The 17,208-nt window shown below is 64.0% G+C and carries 19 protein-coding genes; all 19 read right to left on the reverse strand.

Annotation, left to right across the window (positions count from 1 at the left end; all coding sequences use genetic code 11):
* Positions 1 to 990: a hypothetical protein gene (locus ACZ500_RS21040; RefSeq protein ID WP_464229418.1), complete on the reverse strand. Its 990-nt coding sequence runs from the start codon at positions 988 to 990 to the stop codon at positions 1 to 3.
* Positions 991 to 1,000: 10 nt separating this feature from the next.
* Positions 1,001 to 1,594 carry a hypothetical protein gene (locus ACZ500_RS21045; protein ID WP_464229419.1) on the reverse strand — a complete coding sequence of 198 codons (594 nt, stop codon included), beginning with the start codon at positions 1,592 to 1,594 and terminating at the stop codon, positions 1,001 to 1,003.
* 10 nt (positions 1,595 to 1,604) lie between these two features.
* The gene (locus ACZ500_RS21050; RefSeq protein WP_464229420.1) at positions 1,605 to 3,179 is read right to left on the reverse strand and encodes a phage tail protein; all 1,575 of its coding nucleotides are present in this window, start codon (positions 3,177 to 3,179) and stop codon (positions 1,605 to 1,607) included.
* Positions 3,179 to 4,588, reverse strand: coding sequence for a baseplate J/gp47 family protein (locus ACZ500_RS21055; RefSeq protein WP_464229421.1), 1,410 nt, complete (start codon positions 4,586 to 4,588; stop codon positions 3,179 to 3,181). The genes ACZ500_RS21050 and ACZ500_RS21055 overlap by 1 nt, the downstream gene beginning before the upstream one ends.
* A gap of 99 nt (positions 4,589 to 4,687) precedes the next feature.
* Positions 4,688 to 5,605 carry a GPW/gp25 family protein gene (locus tag ACZ500_RS21060; protein WP_464229422.1) on the reverse strand — a complete coding sequence of 306 codons (918 nt, stop codon included), beginning with the start codon at positions 5,603 to 5,605 and terminating at the stop codon, positions 4,688 to 4,690.
* Positions 5,605 to 6,495, reverse strand: a complete 891-nt coding sequence (locus ACZ500_RS21065) for a hypothetical protein (RefSeq protein ID WP_464229423.1) — start codon at positions 6,493 to 6,495, stop codon at positions 5,605 to 5,607. The genes ACZ500_RS21060 and ACZ500_RS21065 overlap by 1 nt, the downstream gene beginning before the upstream one ends.
* A gap of 12 nt (positions 6,496 to 6,507) precedes the next feature.
* Positions 6,508 to 7,518: a YfaP family protein gene (locus ACZ500_RS21070; protein WP_464229424.1), complete on the reverse strand. Its 1,011-nt coding sequence runs from the start codon at positions 7,516 to 7,518 to the stop codon at positions 6,508 to 6,510.
* Entirely contained in the window at positions 7,515 to 7,823 is a 309-nt protein-coding gene (locus ACZ500_RS21075; RefSeq protein WP_464229425.1) for a hypothetical protein, read from the reverse strand. The genes ACZ500_RS21070 and ACZ500_RS21075 overlap by 4 nt, the downstream gene beginning before the upstream one ends.
* A 10-nt stretch (positions 7,824 to 7,833) precedes the next feature.
* Complete coding sequence (locus ACZ500_RS21080) at positions 7,834 to 8,097, reverse strand: PAAR domain-containing protein (RefSeq protein ID WP_011366988.1); 264 nt, start codon at positions 8,095 to 8,097, stop codon at positions 7,834 to 7,836.
* Positions 8,094 to 8,468 carry a hypothetical protein gene (locus tag ACZ500_RS21085; RefSeq protein ID WP_013514566.1) on the reverse strand — a complete coding sequence of 125 codons (375 nt, stop codon included), beginning with the start codon at positions 8,466 to 8,468 and terminating at the stop codon, positions 8,094 to 8,096. Before ACZ500_RS21085 ends, ACZ500_RS21080 begins: the two co-directional genes overlap by 4 nt.
* Positions 8,469 to 8,480: 12 nt before the next feature.
* Complete coding sequence (locus ACZ500_RS21090) at positions 8,481 to 9,530, reverse strand: phage baseplate assembly protein V (RefSeq protein ID WP_011700611.1); 1,050 nt, start codon at positions 9,528 to 9,530, stop codon at positions 8,481 to 8,483.
* Positions 9,523 to 9,942 carry a DUF1353 domain-containing protein gene (locus tag ACZ500_RS21095; protein ID WP_464229426.1) on the reverse strand — a complete coding sequence of 140 codons (420 nt, stop codon included), beginning with the start codon at positions 9,940 to 9,942 and terminating at the stop codon, positions 9,523 to 9,525. The genes ACZ500_RS21090 and ACZ500_RS21095 overlap by 8 nt, the downstream gene beginning before the upstream one ends.
* Positions 9,939 to 10,313, reverse strand: coding sequence for a D-Ala-D-Ala carboxypeptidase family metallohydrolase (locus ACZ500_RS21100; RefSeq protein ID WP_464229427.1), 375 nt, complete (start codon positions 10,311 to 10,313; stop codon positions 9,939 to 9,941). The genes ACZ500_RS21095 and ACZ500_RS21100 overlap by 4 nt, the downstream gene beginning before the upstream one ends.
* Complete coding sequence (locus ACZ500_RS21105) at positions 10,306 to 11,589, reverse strand: phage late control D family protein (protein ID WP_464229428.1); 1,284 nt, start codon at positions 11,587 to 11,589, stop codon at positions 10,306 to 10,308. The genes ACZ500_RS21100 and ACZ500_RS21105 overlap by 8 nt, the downstream gene beginning before the upstream one ends.
* Before the next feature lie 66 nt (positions 11,590 to 11,655).
* Positions 11,656 to 11,946 carry a LysM peptidoglycan-binding domain-containing protein gene (locus tag ACZ500_RS21110; protein ID WP_022661714.1) on the reverse strand — a complete coding sequence of 97 codons (291 nt, stop codon included), beginning with the start codon at positions 11,944 to 11,946 and terminating at the stop codon, positions 11,656 to 11,658.
* A complete protein-coding gene (locus tag ACZ500_RS21115; protein WP_011366981.1) occupies positions 11,943 to 12,413 on the reverse strand; it encodes a CIS tube protein in 471 nt (156 codons plus the stop codon). The genes ACZ500_RS21110 and ACZ500_RS21115 overlap by 4 nt, the downstream gene beginning before the upstream one ends.
* 3 nt (positions 12,414 to 12,416) lie before the next feature.
* Complete coding sequence (locus ACZ500_RS21120) at positions 12,417 to 12,728, reverse strand: DUF7768 domain-containing protein (protein WP_464229429.1); 312 nt, start codon at positions 12,726 to 12,728, stop codon at positions 12,417 to 12,419.
* Positions 12,729 to 12,736: 8 nt separating this feature from the next.
* Complete coding sequence (locus ACZ500_RS21125; RefSeq protein WP_464229430.1) at positions 12,737 to 16,372, reverse strand: phage tail tape measure protein; 3,636 nt, start codon at positions 16,370 to 16,372, stop codon at positions 12,737 to 12,739.
* A gap of 143 nt (positions 16,373 to 16,515) precedes the next feature.
* Positions 16,516 to 17,193 (reverse strand): T4 family baseplate hub assembly chaperone, encoded by a 678-nt coding sequence (locus tag ACZ500_RS21130; protein WP_464229431.1) that lies wholly within the window; start codon positions 17,191 to 17,193, stop codon positions 16,516 to 16,518.
* Positions 17,194 to 17,208: the final 15 nt, after the last annotated feature.

The raw sequence follows: 17,208 nt of genomic DNA on the forward strand, positions 1-17,208 counted from the left end.
TTACTCCTTCACCGCGCACCAGCCGCCGGTGGTCAGGTTGAACACGCGGTAGCTGTCCGCTCCGATCTGAATGGTGTCTTCCGAGGCGACGTTGCCGCCGCCCACGGAGAAGATCTCGATGAGTTCGCCGCGCAGTTCCTGGTAGACGGCGGAGCCGGACATCGAGGCGAGCCAGGGAAAAAGGATGGTGGTGCCGTAGCGTGTCTCCGGATCGGTTTCGCCCTGGAGCCCGCCATTTGCCGCGCCGCAGCGGCCCTGCTGGCCGGAGGCGGAGGTCCAGCCGTCGAACTTGTTCACGGCGTAAAAGGTGCCCGGCGCGTTGTAGTAGCTGTTGACGACCGGCTGTGGGTCCTCGCCGATTTTGGCTCCCGAGGCGTAATCCCGAACGAGGGTTTCGACGGTGATGGTGTTCGGCGTGACGGCGGTGTCGATGGCGATTACCCGCACGCGTTCGATGCCCGCGTCGTCCTTGATCACATAGTCCTGTCCGGGCGTGACCACGGTGGCGTCGTTGACCTGAAGCACCACGCCGCTTCCGGCGGTGACCGCCGCCTGCGTGAGCGCGATGGCCCCGGACCAGAACCGTTTCAGCAAGCCGCTGTAATGGCCGTAGTAGGTGGAGACGAGCTTGGTCACCACAAAGACGTGATCCAGGTCGGCGAACAGCCAGAAGATGAAGTCGGCGCTGTCCTCCACCCGCAGGTAGGTGTAGCTGGTGTGCGAAGCCTCGTTGACGCCGGTGTGGTTGGCCGCGTCCCAATACTGGAATGCCGCGACGTGAATCCGCCCGGAGGTGGTGCTGATACGGAACTGCAGATAGACGTCCTCGGCCCCGGATTCCCCCTGAGACTTGAAGACGAAATACGGCTGCGGGTCGGCCGACTGGTCGTCATGCAGGGTCCAGCCGGTGGTGGTCACCAGGAAGGTCCGCAGTTGATTGAGCAGGTCGAGCCGACCGTGGGCGAGTCCTTGAATACTGTGGTATGCCATGGCGGCCTCCTTAGAGAATCGGGTTTTCCGTGCCGGTCAGGCGCAGCTTGATGTCGAGTTTGTTTTGCACTGGGGTGCCCGGGAGCACGGTGCAACGCCGCCAGAAAGACAGCGTCTGCTGGAAGGCCTTGTCACCGAGATTGAGCGGTGCGCCCTGAGTGGCGGTGTCGAGTCCGGCCTGGGTCAGGGCCAGGCGGTACCAGACCGATTCGTCGGTGCCGGTCTCATCAATGGGATCGAGCACCAGTCCGGTGTAGTCGTAGCCGGAATAGACGGTCGTTCCGGCGTCGTGCGCGGCCGGAGCGGTGTTGGCCACGCCCCGCTGCACGGTGAGATTGGCGGTGCCGCCGCCGCTTTCGATGAGCATCTGCTCGCCGTCGATGATGATGAGTTCGCCGTCGGCAAAGCGCGGTTCGGCCAGGGCGATGGAGGTCTGCGCCGCGTCTATGGCCGAGGCGAGGCTCGTCTGCTCGTTGGCGACGTAGAGCTGCCGATCCTTGATGTCGCCGTCGGTGCCGTTGTAGCTCTCGGCCTCGGGGCGGCTGAAATCCCCCTCGGAAATCTGCTGGGTCAGCGCTTCGTCAAGATAGAGGTGAATCGCCATGGGTTCTCCTTCAGGTGGGCCACTGGGTGGCGCGATAGTTATTGGTGGCGGCCTCGAACCCGGCCTGCGTGGGCTCGTGAAGGTCCTGCTGACGGAACAGCCAACGGTAGGACGGCCGCGACCAGCGGAATCCGGCCTGGTTGAGGCGCATGCGGCTGACGCGCATCGGGCGGGTCCGATCAACGGAGAGGCGCAGGCCGGTGGTGTTGAGCGGGCTCGCGCCCAGCTTCATGGTCTCGACCCGATGGCGCTGGAGAGAGCCCGTGTCCACGTAGACTTCAAGCGAGGCCCGTTCGCCGGTCAGATTCGCATTGCTCAGATACCGGGTGTTCAGGGTGTTCGCGTTGAGCCGGAACACAGGCCCTCTCCGCCGCCATCGGTCGATCCGGTCGACGGCCAGGGTGACGTCCGCGTCGCAGCCAGCGGTGGAGGCGAGCAGCAGATTGCTGATGCCGCCCTGGTTGGCGGTGAGATCGAGACCGTCGTTGAGCCTGGCACGGCCAAGCTGGAAGCAGAGGCGGTGACGAGATTCCAGCGGCAGGCGCAGGTCGTACTTGGCCTCCGCCCGTTCGACCGGTTCCGCTTGCGTGTCGAAAAAGAAGTCCTTCTGCCGAAAGCAGTAGCGCAGCGCGGTCTCGCCATGGGTCAGCGGCTTGCGGTTGAGATGGCTCTCGCCCAGCCCGAAGCCGCTTTCCAGCACATCCCCTTCGAAGTCGCGGCCGGTGTAGATGGGCGTGCAGAAGGAAACCCGATCCTCGCCGACACGGGTGTACGGCAGCCGCCAGTCGTTGAGGGCCTTGTGGTTCAGGCGCATCCGGTTCTGGCGGCCGTGAAAACGGGAGACCTTCACGGCGGCCCGGTCGATTTCCGGGACCATTTCCGTGGTACTGGTGAGCTGCAGCAGCTCCCAGGCCCTCTGCTTGTTGGTCAGGTGACGGCAGGAACCGAGCGAGGAGCGGCCAAGGACGAAGGTCTCGTCGAGAAACGCCAGCACGATCCGGCGCACGGCGTTGGCGTGCCCGAAGTCGAGCATTGCGCCGCCTTCGATCCATTCCAGGAGGAACTGGAACCAGAAACAGCGCGTGCCCGCCGGGTGGTGAAATACCAGAGCGTCGCGCAGCCCCTCGGTCTGGTTGAGACACAGCACGCGAAACACGCCGAGGCTGAACACCAGCCCGGGTAGTTTGGCGCTGCTGAGTCGGGAGCGGGCATTGAGACGCAGCGCCGAGCGGAAGGTTTCCTGGAGTTCCCCCTGCCAACCGAGCGCGTCGAAGTCGCGTTCGATGGCCGGAATGGTGCCCTTGCGGCGATAGATTTCGACCGCCTCCCGCACGCGGCGGCGCTGGCAGTCCGGCGAACAGGTGCCGTCCACTTCGAGGCCGACCAGTCTCGCCAGCAGCGGCAGGAAGCGCTCGTCGCAGTGATCGACATCGAAAATGGTCGGGAAGTCGTCGATGGCCTGCTTGAGCTCGTCCAGCGTCCCGGCGGGAAGGCTCAGAAAGGTGCGCAGGTCACCGGCTTCGTCGTTGTGCTCGTAAAGCGGCGGCAGCAGGCCGAGCAGATTGTCCTTGAACCAATCAGACATCAACCGGCCCTCCGCAGATCGAGGTTGACGGTGCCGAGAACCGGGATTTCGCCGTGGCGCAGCTCGATATCCTGCTGCGGCGCGTAGAGATGCATGTGGCTGACGCCGCGCACTCCGTCGATCAGGGCGACGAGGTCGGAGAAGTGAATGGTCTGGCCGAAGGAGACCCGGTCGAAGGAAAAGAAATCGGTGAGCGAGGCTTCGATGCGGCTGCGCACGTTTTCCAGCGGTTCACCGGGCCAGACGTAGACCTCGGCGTCGATGGAAACGGGCCGGTAGATCGGGTCGAACAGGTTGATCTCGACCGTGATGACCTTGCGGCGTTCGAGAAACTCCGCGAGGTCCCGCTTGAGCAGCGCCGAGGGCATGCCGCCGCCATTGGGGGCGATGGCCAGTTGGACGTTGTAATAGCGGATGTTCTGACAGGCATTGGTGTCGAGCACCTTGGCCTTGGCGACGCCGGGGTAGCCCTCGGCGAGGGCCTGGTAATCCTCCAGGGTGACGGCCTTCCAGAGACTGCGCAGCTCCGCCGGTGCCTGTCGGCGGGCGTGTTCGAGTGCTTCCCGCGAAGCGCCACCGGTGGCGGGCACCGGGTTGGTGACGGTCAGAGAGACCTGGCCTCCGTCAAGGTAGATCGGGCTCAGCAGTTGAGTGATCCGGTTCGGACCGAGATTGCCCTGGTCCCCGATGGTCTGCAGATAGCTGACGGCGATGGCGCTTCCCTGAGCGGGTACAGCGCCGCTTTGCCCGTCGCCGAAAATCAGGGTGGAGATGTCGAGGGCGTCGAGATCTGCCATGAAATGGCGGCTGTCGGCCAGGCTGTCCTGGAAGTGATCGACCTCGCTCCAGGCGTCGTCCCCCTCCGTAACGGTGATGGTGCCCTGGGCGATGACGTCGCCGGTCAGGCGGATGCGCTGGAATGGCAGCCCCGTCGAAGTGAAGGTCTCGGTGCGGCGCACGCCTTGCCGACCTGGGATGTCCACCGAGAGTAGGCCTCGCGGGATCAAGCCGTCCTCGACCGTCTCGAAATCCGCCTCGCCGTCACTCAGCAATGCGCGGCAGGCCGTCCCCGCCGGAATGGTCAGATCCTTGCCAAGCGGGGTGGAGAGCCGGAAGCGCAGCGTGGTGGTGGAGGACACCGGCGAATCCAGCCGGTAGCCGATGAGTTTGCAGAGGTTGATGACGTTCTGGCGCTGGCGGGCCGTGGGCAGAAAGGCCTCCGCCGCCTGGGCGTCCAGGTAGTAGGCCAGCATGTCGCCCACGCCGCAGAACAGATCGAGCAGGACGACGCCGAGATCGGAGTGGTTGAAATCGGTCCAGCGGTCGGTGAGCTGCGGGATTTTCGCCAACAACTCCTGGCGGATCGATTCATAATCCTTGTTGATGTATCCGATGCTTGCGCGGCCCATAGTCTCTCCGGTTTTCGGCGGTTATGCGAGAGCGCCTGATGCTCTCGCCACGCCGGTTACTTACCGGAAGGGACCTGGATGTGTCGGAGGCGGGATGCCTCAGAGCGGGCCGCGCAGTTGCCAGACGGGATTGGGCTGTCCGGAGGTGTTGTTGAGGTAGTGGGATTCTTTCTTGCCCTCGAAATAGAACAGACCGATGCGGCCCGGCTCCAACGTGGTGATCCGGTGAACGGTGCCAGCGGCGTTATCTTCCGCCTGGCTTTGGGTGTCGAAGCCCAGACCGCTCGCGGCCAGATAGAGGGCGTGCTCAGCCTGGGGCGCTTCCGTTTCTGGCGCTCCCTCGAATGTCAGGTAATGGCCGTGGTTGTCACCTGGATCGCTGACGATCCACTTGCCGTTGCGGTCCTGAAAGGCTCCCTCGATGTAGGCGACTTCGTATTCCCCGGCTGGCCAGATGAAGGAATCATCTGGATCGGGGCTCATCTCGGCCGCGTCGAACCAGAGCAGATTGAACAGTGAGCGCACGTCCGGCGACAGGCGCACGCTGCGCACCGGCGGCGGTTCCGGCTCGGGTTCCGGCTGGGGATAGCTGGGCGCGGGATTGTTCGGGTCTTCTCTGTAGAAGGGGTAGACCAGGTTGCCGTCCACCTGGCTCTGGATCACCCGGTAAACGATATGTACCAGCAGCAGGTTGCCGTCGATGTTCAGCGGCCGGTCGTCGAAGCGCACCTCCGTGATGATCACCCGCTTTTCCCAGCGCTTGATGGCGTCGATCACGTAATGGCGCAGCAGGCCCTTGAGCACCTCGTCGTTCTGTTCGAACACCAGATCCTTCAGCCGGGAGCCGAACTCCGGATTCATGAACCGTTCGCCGATCCGGGTGCCGAGGATCTGCAGGATGCTTTCGCGGATGTGTTCGTGCTCCCGCGAGGTGGCGGCCGAGATCTGGGTGCCGCCGGATACCGACTGAAACCGGAACGGGTAGCGCAATCCCTTGCCGAGAAAGTCATAGCTCATCAGGTACGCTCCTCGCAGTCGATGCCGCACTGTCCCGAGCAGCCATTTTCCGGTGCGCCGTCGTCGATAGCTTCTCCCTGGAACCGGATCACCAGATCCAGACCATTTTCCAGCCCCAGGTGGATGGTTCCGTCCGCCTCGATCAGCCCGCCGTGGCCGGACTGGCCGCACTGGAATCCCTTGGCTCCGCCGGAGAGCAGACGGACGGCGATGGTTTCGCCGATGCCCTCGATGCGGCCGATGCCGATGATGTCGATTGGTCCGGCCGGGTTGATCAGGGCGATGAACCGCTCCCGGTGATCGACGTCGAGGCGGATGCCCCCGGGCAGATCCACCGCGAAGCGTTCCGCGCCCATGGCGGTCGGCACTGTCCCGGAAGGCAGTCCGCTGATACCGGCCGCCTCCTGGGTCGCGCTCAGATAGGACTCGACCAGGGTGTAAAGGCGTCCCGGGGCGACCTCGATTGCCGTGCCGGGTCCGGGAGTGACGACCTGCTGTTCCCCTGCGTCGATGACGCAGATTCGCTGATCGTCAGTGGTCCGCAGGATCATGCCGTCGGGCAAGGTGAAGAGCCGGTTGCCATCCGGCAGATCCCTGGGTTCGGTGCCCGCAGGCAGTTCGACGAAGGGATAGAAATCGGGCTCCGGCTCGATCTGAACCTGCTCCAGGTACTCCTGGGTCCTAGCCTGCTGGGCCTCCAGATAAGCCTGGGCCTGGCCGCGCATCGCCTCCGAGGCGGCGTGACCGGCCTCCAGCAGCGTGCGGATTCCGGAAAGTTCTTCACGGATTCCTGACAGGTGATCGCAGAGCGCCCGTAAAACATACTGCTGTTCGCCGGAATCGGTTTGTTCGATGGTGGCCTGCAAGTCGGCGGGTTCTTCGGAAATCATGGACAACCTCCATTACATGCCGACATTGGCGGGTTGGGATTGATAGCTCATGGCGTTGACCGGCGTCACTGTTCCGGTCGCGCCATCGATTTCGAACACTGTCCAGACCGTGCCGGGGGCGTTGGGAACGGTGAAGGTCTGCTCACGGCCATCGCTCAGGAACACTTTCACCGATGCTCCGGACTGCGCCAGGCCGGAGCTCGGATTGGCGTTGCGGTTGGTGTAGTCGTGGACCGCGTAGCGGTAGACACCCGGGATGAGCCGATGGATGGTGATGGTCTCCGGCCCGTAGGAACTGGTGTCGTCCACGTCCAATTCCGCCGCCTCGTTTTCGATGGTGTGGGAATAGAACACATGGAAGCGGCCGCCGGATGGCGTCGGTCCGGTGAGATGGGAATCGAGATCGCGGGGGTTGAGGCCCCACTGCAACACGATACGGGCGATCTGGCCGTCGAGCTCGGGCGAGAGAACGATCTGGATGTCGCCGGAGGTGTTGGGGTCCGCGTTCACCCAGCCATGCCAGGCGATGTATCCCGGCGCGGTGACCTCCACGTAATAGAATCCCTCGGGCACGGACAGCTCGAACCCGCCATAGGCGTTGGCAAAGGTCTGGAACGCCGCCGGGCCGGTTTCCGAGCGGCGGAATTCGATCAACGCGTTGCCGACGCCGCTGGTGTTGAGGGCGTTGACTACCGTGCCGCTGAGGAAGACCGATGCTCCGCTGGCAAAGTCCGGGTGGTCGGCAAACCAGGACGGATCGCGAACCTCCACCAGTACATGACGGAGGCTGTCCCGGACCGATGATCTCCAAACCATGAGCACGGCATTGCCGATGGCCCAGCCGCAGCGAACGACACCGTCCGGCCCGATCTCCGCGACCTCCGGGTTGCTGGATACAAAGACCGGGGCGTCAACGTCTCCGCGCAGGGAGAGCGGAACCCGTTGCTCGAACTCGCCAGCGGAGAGGCGGATGGAGCGAGGCTGAACCTCCCAGTGGCTGAAGGCTGGTGGGGTATCCGTCATGAAGGGACCTCCACCGGTGCGGAGACGCCGCCGCCATAGACCTCGACCTGGACGTGACGCAGGCTGAGCCGCTCGGCAGAATCCCAGATCAGGATCATGGCCGCCCCGGGAACGAAGCCGCACTCGACATTGCCGTCCTCATCGACACTGGCCACGTCGGGATTGGACGATTCGAACACCGGCGCTTCGGGTAGACCACGGATCGAGAGCGGAATGCGCTGGACGAATGGGGATCGCGAGACCCGGATCAGTTTCGGAAAGACATCCCAGTGGTGCGGTTCCTGCGGCTGTTCGAGATTGTTCATCGCGTCCCCCTCAGTTGTCGATGGTGTCGGGACTGCCGGTGACGATGATGGCTCCGCAGGCGGTGATGTCGCCGATGCGGGCGTTGGGCAATCCTTCGGTGATGGTGTCGAAGCTGCCGGTCACGATGGGCGTCACGCCATGCCCCGGGATGGGACAGACGTGCAGATCCCCCATGCGGGCGACCGGCATGCCGTTGTCCAGCGTCCGGCTTGCCCCGGTGATGATGACGCCGCCGTGACTGCTGATGTCGCCGAGTCGCGCCTGGGAGCTCATGGGTTCACCTTCAGCAACAGATGGATCAGAAAGCCGATAAGTCCGCCGATGGTGCTGCCGATGGTCAACACCAGGCCGACGATCTTCCACATGGTCTCGGTCCCCATCTTGGAGCCGACCCGGGCATGCAGCCGGTCGATCTCCTCGGCGTGCCGGTGCAGATCGGAGTAGATCGAGCGGACCAGCACCTCGACGTTTTCCTTGTCCGATTTCTTCTCGATTTCACGCTCGATCTTCTCGAGTCGGTCCTGGATTTCCCGGCGGTGACTTTCGAGGATGCTGCGGAATTCCTCCCGCCAATGATCGAAGGTCCGGGCCAGCAATTCCTCGCTGGCCGAAAGTCCGGAGGGCGTTGTTGTTCTTTCTCCCATGCAATGCTTCCTTCATGTGTTGATCAAGACGGTGTTCGTCGAGCGAATGATGATGTTTCCGGCCACCCCATCCATGAACACGAGGCTGCCGGACTTGTCGGTGGCGCTGATGCTCTCCTGGCCGGGCGCGGCGTTCATGCGCACCACCTGACCGGCCTTGTCGGTCAGCCGGATCTGTTCGGCGGCGGCGGTGGAATCGACGAGGATTTCCTGGGTGCCGTTGAGTCCCCAGATGTGAACCTTCTCCCGACCCTTGGTGGTATCGATGAGGATCTTCTGCCAGCGGGAGCGGCCCTTGTCGCACGAGAGGATGTGGACCTTCTCCTTGTCCTGCCAGGCTTCGAGGATCACCTGCTGGCGGCAGAGGTCGGTGAGCTGGATGCGGGCGCGGGAGCCGACGATCTGCGAGGCGATGTCGAGCTGGTCGCCTTTCTCGGCGTCCTTCGTGCCTCGGCGCAGGGCGTTGCCGCTCTGCATCTCCGGCTTCACCTTCCCTTCCATGGTGAGGATCTGTCCGGCACGGTCGATGATGCGCAGCAGCTCGTCGCCGTCGCGATCATCGGCCAGGATGGTATGGCCGGTTTCGGTCTTGAGCAGGACCTTCAGGCGCGGGCAGTAATACGGCGGATGGCCGTGGTACTTCTTGTGTTCGAGATCGTCGTGCCGGTTGGCCTGATGCTCGACCTTGTCCTCACAGTCATGGCAGAAGGCATTCGCGCAGGTGCGCTTGGATTCCTCGGGTTGTTCGCCGGGATTGCTCTTGGCCAGCCAGACCCCGGTCCAGATCGGATACTGGACGACGCCGCCCTCGAACTCGGCCCAGACCGAGGCCCCTTCCTCGGGGACCAGGAACATGCCGGTGTCGTCGTTGCCTCCGTAGGGGAAACAGGGAGCGGCCCATTCGGACCAGTTCTCCCGCCCGCTACCGAGCACGGCGGGGATTTCCAGCCGGACCCGGCCGAGGCGTTCGGGGTCGTTGTTGTCACGCACGAAGGCCCGGTACTTGCCGTACCAGCGGTTGCGGTAGCGCTCCTCGGATTGACGGTCGCGGGTTTCAAGCATGCTCCGTCTCCCGCTTTCGACTGGCGTCCCAGGCCAGCCAGCCGCCAAAGCGAACCGCCCAATACATGACCTGGCGTTTCCACAGAGGCACGCCCAGGGCCGCCATCAGTTCGAGAAAGAGGCGGTCGGCCGCAAGCCGCGAGACCTTGCCGGTGTGGTAGAGGTAGTCGTGAACGACGGCCGCCGGGGAATATCGGCCCCAGGGCGGCACCACGCGCCAGAACAGGCGCGGCACCGAGGCGAAGTCGGTCTCGAACCCGGCGGGCACTTCGATGATACGGCCAGCGCCGGTGCGGACACGGAACGGCTGGGTCAGCCTCGCGGTCATTCCATTGGGCAGGATCTCCACCCGAAGCGGTCCGGAGAGACCCAGCGCGGTGCCAGAAAACAGGGTCTTGGCTTCGGCGCTCATGACCGCCACCTCGCCTTGCCCGACTGGCGCACGTCGAGATGAACCCAGGAGGCGTAGACGCCGATGCCGCCCTCGCGGAAGAGTGGAATCTCCTCGGCGATGACCGCCAGTTCCTCGGGCGAAACGCCTGCGGGACAGCTCACGTCGGCCGCCATGCCCAGCGTGTGGAAACTCTGCTCCGCGCCGCCCACCGCCTTGTTGTGCCGGTTGCAGCGGAAGCCGCTGGTGATGGACAGCGGTTTGCCGATGCGGTCACGCAACGCCTGCAGGGCGTCGGCCAGGTCGGGATGGACCGCAGCCGAATGGCCGCAGCAGTTCTTGCCCTTGCAGGCGAATTCCGAACGGTTGAAATTCTTGCTGAGATCACCCATTGCCGCCTCCTTGTGTGACCGCGCCGGAGTCCGCGTCGATGGTCACCATGGCTGGCGGCTCGTTTTGCGGCGTGGGCGGGGCCTCCTTGTCGTTGGGTTTGCCCTGGGACTCGGCGGACTTGTCGCCCGCGCCCTTGCCGAGGGCGTTCTTCTTGAGTTTGAGTTCGCAGAGATAGCCTGCGCCGCTGATGCTGTGGCGCACCGAGTGGCAGTAGTAGATGCCGGAAAACTTCCGCCCCACGCCCTTGATCTCGACGTTCTTCTTGGCGCGTAGCTGGGGAATGCCGATGGTGGCGGCGTCCGCCTCGACCTGGCGCAGCTCGGCCTCGCGGAACTTACCTTCGGCGCTGTCCTGGGCGGGCTCCTGGCGCGGCTCTTCGTGAAAGCCTTCGGAACGGTCGAAGCTGGGCACGATCTGCCCCGTCTCCTGTTCCTTGAAGCTGCCTTCGCCGGTGTTGCCGTCGACCAGATAGGTCTGCTTGCCCAGGGCCGTCCGCTCGGGGGTGGTGGCGTTGTTGGCCTTGTGCTCGACCACGTCCTTCTTGCGCGGGTCGATGCCGACCGTCTTGGTCTCGACACCCGCGCCCTTGGCTCCCTGGGATTGGGTGCTGGGGCGGAACGAGCGCAGCAGGCCCTTGGTGTCGGTGAAGTATTCGAGGGTCAGAAGCGGCGTCTGGTCGAGCTCGCGGGGATGGAAATGGAGTTCGTCGTCCTGGATGTAGAAGACATAGCCGCTCACGCCCTCGCCATCGCGGTCGCGGGCCTTTTCCGCCAGCTCCTTGAGGAACTGGGCGTCCGAGATGTTGCTCTGGGTGACGCGGAGATGGGTCCCCTTGGTGGCCGTGACCACCGGCGTGAGGCCGTTGGCTGCGGCGACTTGTTCGGCGATTTCCGAATAGAGGATGCCGGGAGCGGGTTTCTGCCAGACCTTCTGGTTCTCCTTGCCCGCCAGTTTGAAGCCCTTGTCGTAGGCCTTGATGCGGATGGTCGGATCACCGTTTTCCGGAAAATCGTAATCGATGTCCTTGATAACCGCCTTCTTGCGCGGGGAGAGGTTTCCCACGTAGCCGAAGCGGGCCACGATCTCGTTGCCTTCCTGGAACAGCGGATCGTCGACGAACTGCAGGTTGCGGTCGGTCACCGACAGCTCGAGGACATCCAACTCCTCCTCGTTGTCGGTGAAGACGAACGAGGTGATCTCCTGGGTGATGTCCTTCGAGAGGTCTTGCCCCTCGATCTGAATCAGAAATGTCGGTTTGAAGGTATCCAGATCCATGCGTCTCTCCGGCGGTTCGCAGTTCCCTGCTTACTTACCGGAAGGCATGGCGAGGTGTCGGACGCTTCAGTCGAGCAGGCGCATTTGGACGTGTTCGCGGGAGGGAATGCGCAGCGCCAGACCCGGCTCGAGCGCCAACGGGAAAAAGAGGTCGTTGTAGTCGCAGATGATCCACCAGAGCCTGGCGTCACCCAGATAACGGTGCGCGAGCAGATCCAGGCGGTCGCCCTCGACCACGGTGTGCAGGCGGTCGTCGTGTCTGGGGGTGGTGTCGATGCGCTGGCGCATGCCGAGGGAGGTGCCGTCGCTGTCCCGGTAGAGAACGCAGCGGGCGTATCGGGAATCGCGGCCGATCATGAGCGCACCTCCGACCAGTTGATGGAACGGTCCACGTATTCTTCGAGGACGATGTCCACCTCGGCCCGTTGCGGTAGCAGGTTGTCCCGGTCGAACAGGCCGAAGAACCGCGCCTTCACCTGCCGGACGATGCAGGTCACGCCCGGGTAGAGATCGCCGAAGATAAGCAGCACGCGGTGCGGCGCGTTCTTGAGCATGGTTCCGGCGTGTTCCGGATATTGCAGCGAGCGGAGCCAGTCGACCTTCTGCTTCACCGGCCCCTTGAACAGCTCGACCTTGAAGGCGATCCGGCGCGGTTCCCCGGCGACGTACTGGTAGCGCGGGTGGCTCATACCGGGGATCTTGATCGTCGCGTAGTCGGTCGACTTCTCGTCGCTGATGGAGTTGGGGTTGTACTGGAATTCGAGCCGCTCCCCCGTGTCGGCGTCCACCAGATATCCCTTGATGGGCTGTTGATCCCAGGCCATTGCTTACACCTCGGCGATCTCGAGGATCGGCTTGCCCAGTTGTCCGGCCCGGTCGAGTTCCAGCCGCATGCCGCTGGAAATGCCGTTGCCGGTGAACGCCCACACCTCGTCGCAACATTCCATGTAGGCCAGGCCGCAGGCGATGCCCGTCTCCCGCTGCTCGGGAACGCTGTCGTCGGTGAAGGTCGGATACAGCAGATGCGGCGCGAACGGCGCGTGACCGCTTCTCATGACTCGACGGCAAAGCGCCTCGGCGACCCTGACGTTTCGGGCTATGTCGCCCGCGAACGGGCTGCAGACAAAGATGCGTTTCATCGGTCCTCTCACAGGGTTTCGTAGTTTCTGATCTTCCGCTCCCGAAGATCCTTGTAGACGGCCTCGGCCACCTTCCGGCCATCGATGTTGGTGGTCACGCTCAGTTCCACCGGGCGGTCGGCCAGGCCATCGAGGCGCGAGAGCAGCGATTCCAGCAGTTCGCGCAGACCCGGACCGGCTTCCTCTCCCCGCAGGGGTGTCGCGGGAGCGGTGCGGACCGGAGCGATCAACCGTTCGGAAGGCACCGTCTCGAGCAGTCCCGATTGCAGGGGCTTCGCTATCGGAGTCGGCGCGGTTGTCTTGGGCCGCTCGATCCCGGCCGGAGCCAGAGAGGCATCGCCGGTTTCCGGAACCGGTTCCACTGCAAACGGCTGGATATAGCTCTTACTTACCGGCTCGACAGCGGCAGCGACGGTCTGCACGGTGCCGTTCATCGGTTGCGGAGGCGGCGCGGCCGTAGCCATGACCGGCTGGAGCATCAGCATGGCGCTCAGGGCCTTGGGCACCAAGCGCTCGTCCAGACGAGGCACGAGACTCAGAACGCTTTCGATGATGCGTTGCCCAATCGATTCGGCGGGCTGCGCAACTCCGAGCGGTTGCTTCTGCTCGGCCACCTGCGGAATCGGGGTCTGGACTCCCAGCATGGCGCGAGCGGAGGAGAGCAAACCGTTGGCGATCCCAGCGCTTCTATCCTTGATCGCCTGAATGCCCGCGCTCGCGCCGCTGGAAAGCCTCTGCCAGAGGGTTTGCCCCTCGGCACCGGCGTTGGTAAAGATTCGACCGACAGCGCCGGGCACGGCCGATAGCGTGGCAACGATCCGGTCGCGGACAGTGACGGCTCCCGTGGCCAGCGCATCCCAGGCATTGACCTTGGGCGGCGTGATTGCCAGCTCAGGCGTGTCGCCAAACAGGGATTGTTTGAGACCGCCGAAGATGGCACCGGCCTTGGCCGCGACGGATTGAGCCCCGGTGGCCAGCCCATCCCAGAGTTTTCCAGCCATCCGGAAGGGAGCCGAGGCGACGTCCATGAGGTTTCCGCCCGCCGATTTGATCTGCTGCCAGGCTCCCGCAGCGGCCGAGAGAATCCCGCGAGCGGCGAAGCCAAACACTTTCGCGGGCAGCGACTGGGTAAGGCTCATGCCGTCGGCGAGGGTCTTGAGCAGCGCGGAGCCGGAAGCGGTCAGGCTGGCGAGTGGTCCCTCGCGGGCATCGGAGAACGGCAGCAGATTGCGCAGCTTGCCCAGAGCGTTTTTGAGCATGGTGAAGGGATAGGTCACCGCCGACCAGATCCCTTCGCCCAAGGTGATGAGCAGCTTCTTGCCCGCCTCGAAGAAGGTGGTGTCCCCGGCGAAGAAGGAGCGCACGGTGGCAAACAGCTCACGCAGGGTGCTGATGATCGGCAGATTCAGAATCGCCTGGCCGATCTGTCCGGCGGCGTCGGCCACCAGGCGTCCGATGGAGGTGAATATCCCGGAAATGAAATTCCAGACACCGACCACCACATCCCGCGCCCAGCGGAACGGGGTGGCAAGAAAATCGTAGACCGCGCCGCCGATGGCCTTTAGCCCGTCCAGCAGGGAGATGTCGCCGGTCAGCACCTGCCAGACCGCATAGACGATCTTCCCGGCGGCCACGAAGGCCTCGCCGATCATGCGCACGGACAACAGGAACTTGTAGATGAACTTGATCGCTCCGACCAGTGACCCGACGATGGCCTTGCCGACCCAGACCACGCTGCGCACCACCACCGCCAGGGCTCGCACGATGAGCGACAGGTTCCAGGCCACGATCTTCAGGGCGAACGCCAGCCCCTGCAGAAGCACACCGGCGACGGTGCCGATAACCGTGCCGAAGGTGCGCCAGGACGACCCATCGGTGGCACTGGCGGCCACGCCGAAGATCTCCACCACCGAAAAGACTGCGCTGGCCAGCGCCGCATAGGCACTCATCAGGGTGCGGACGGTCGGTTCGAGGATGGCGCGGATGCGGTCAAAGGCATGGGAGAACGCGCCCCACAATCCGGCCATGGCCTCACGAACCCGGTAATAGGCCTTGAAAACAGTGACCACGAAGCCCAACAGCCCGGCGGATTCGAGCTTCTGGGCCAGTTCGGCCGACATCTGCCCGACGCCGCCGCTGAGCGAACCCACCAGCTCTCTGATCCCCTGGAAGACCAGCGAGACCTTGTTCCAGGCCCTGGTGATGATTTCCTGAATGCCGCCGAAGTTGGTTTCCCAGGCGCGTTTGAGCAGATATACCGACAAGATCACGCCCGCGATGATCGCGGTGACGGGCAAAAAATAGGTCGCGACCGCCGAACCCACCCCGGCGAGCGCGGCGCTGATGGCCACGAACCCGGCCTTGATGGCTGGAAGCATGAGTCCCACCATGCCCACGGCGGCGGTGACGGCTCCGGCCACGACCAGAATGGTGCCGAGGGCCATGGACAGTCCCAGGACCACCCGGGTCACGCCCGGCATCGATTTGGCCATGCGTTGCAGGAACAGAATGAAGCGGGATACGCCGTTGATCACCGGTGTAACCACCGGCAGCAGAGTGCGCCCCAGAATTTCGCTGAGGTTGGCCACCTGCTGGCGCAGGAGCAGAAACCGGGCTCCGATGTCCTGGTTCATGGCGTCGGCCATCTGTTCGGTGACCGCCGTGCCGGTCTTCATGGCCCGGCCCACCGACTGGATATTGCCTTCGAGGCTCTCCATGCCCGCCGACATCTGCAGCAGAAACTTGACCGCCTCGTCGGAGCCGAAGGCCTTCTTCAGCTTCACCTGGGCGGCGGCGTTGGAGAGGTCGGGGAACTGGCGCTTGATCTCCTGCAGGATGGGAACCACGCCCTTGAGACGGCCGCTGGTGTCGGTGAAGGACAGACCCAGCTCGTCACCGGCCTCGGCCGCCTTCATGATGAACGCCTTGTACAGCGTGCCCGCCTCGGACCCGGGCATGGTGGTCTGGAGCTGGCCGAGCACGGCGAGCTGCTCGTTCAGCGGAATGTTGCTCGCGGCCGCTACCGCGCCGATGTTCTTGATGGCGTCGGCCATCTGGGTGCCGTTGGTCTTGAACGAGGCCACGGTCTGTGCCATGGCTCCGGAAAAGGCGGTCGCCCATTCCATGTCGTTCATGTCGGCCATGATGGGCTTGAAGATCCCGTAGGCCGTGGTGAAGGTGCCGACCATCTCCTGGGTGGTGGCCTTGGTCGCCTTGGCGGTCATGGCGGCCATGGTGGTGAAGACGCCCACCGCCTCGTCGCTGAGGTTGGACAGGGCCGATTTAACATCGTAGGTGGCCGTGATGAAGGCGGCCTTGTCGGCACCGGACCATTGGTTGGTGAAGGATTCGGCGGCGTCCTCGATAGCCCGGAGGTCCTGCACGCCGAGGGACGCCAGCTCGCCCAGGGCTTTCTGGGTCGCGGCGGTGGAGGCGACCAGGGCGGCGGGTACTGCCATCAGGGCCAGTCCCGCCCCCAGCATCATGGTCCCTTGCTGGATGCGGTCCAGGTTGCGGGTCATCCGCTCGCTGGCATCCGCCACGGTGGAATCGAGGTCCATCATGGAGCCACGGATGCGCTGCGCGTTCTGCGAGAACGCATCCTTCATCGATACCACTATGCCCAGTCCGAGATCGCCGTTCATCTATCGCCGTTCCGTTTGCTCACGTTCAAAATCAAGTTGCCGCTCGAGGGCCTCGACGAACTGACGCCGGACCCTGAGCGGCAGCGAGCGGGTTTCCGACCAGCCCCAATGTAGTCCGCCGTAAGCGAGAAAGAATGCGTCGCTTACAAGCGAACTCCGGGGAACAAAAAAGCCGGTTCGGCCTCCAGGCGGGTGCGGATCTTGGTGCCGCAGCCATCGCATTCGGTCTCGACCGAGGTGTCGATTCCCGCGTCGACCCGCGACATCTCCTGCCGCAGCGCGTTGCGGTCGCGCATCGACATTTCCGCCAGGCTCTTCTTGGTGGGAGCCTTGCCGTCGATGTCGAGGACGCGGATGAGCATGGCCGAGGTGATGTTGGGCTCACGCAGGCTGGCCAGACGCTTTTCCTTGTGGCCATCGAGATATCCGAAGCGCACGGTTTTCTTCGAGCCGGGCAGCTTGAAGGCGAACTCCCGCTCCTCGCCGTAGGGGGTGACCTTGAGATCCTTGAGATTGATGGTCACAAAGTTGGTCATGCGGCAGGAGCTGTTCGGGCAGCTCAGCTCCAGCTCCACCTCGTCGCCGAGGGAAATCTGGCGCAGGCGGACCAGGGCGAACAGCCGGTCACCCGAGAGCAGGTTCATCACCTCGGCGAGATCGGGATCGGTCTTCTCGCCCAGCCGGACGAAACAGTTGCGGAGCACCTGGTTGATCGCCTCTCCGGAACGGATCAGGCGCTGGTTGGTGAGCAGTTCTTCCTCGGCCCCGGTCATTTCCCGAAGCTCGAGTTCAGTGCCGCTTGGCAGTTCAAAGCTGTACATGGTCGATCCTCCGGT

This window comes from Desulfatiglans parachlorophenolica (assembly GCF_055394735.1).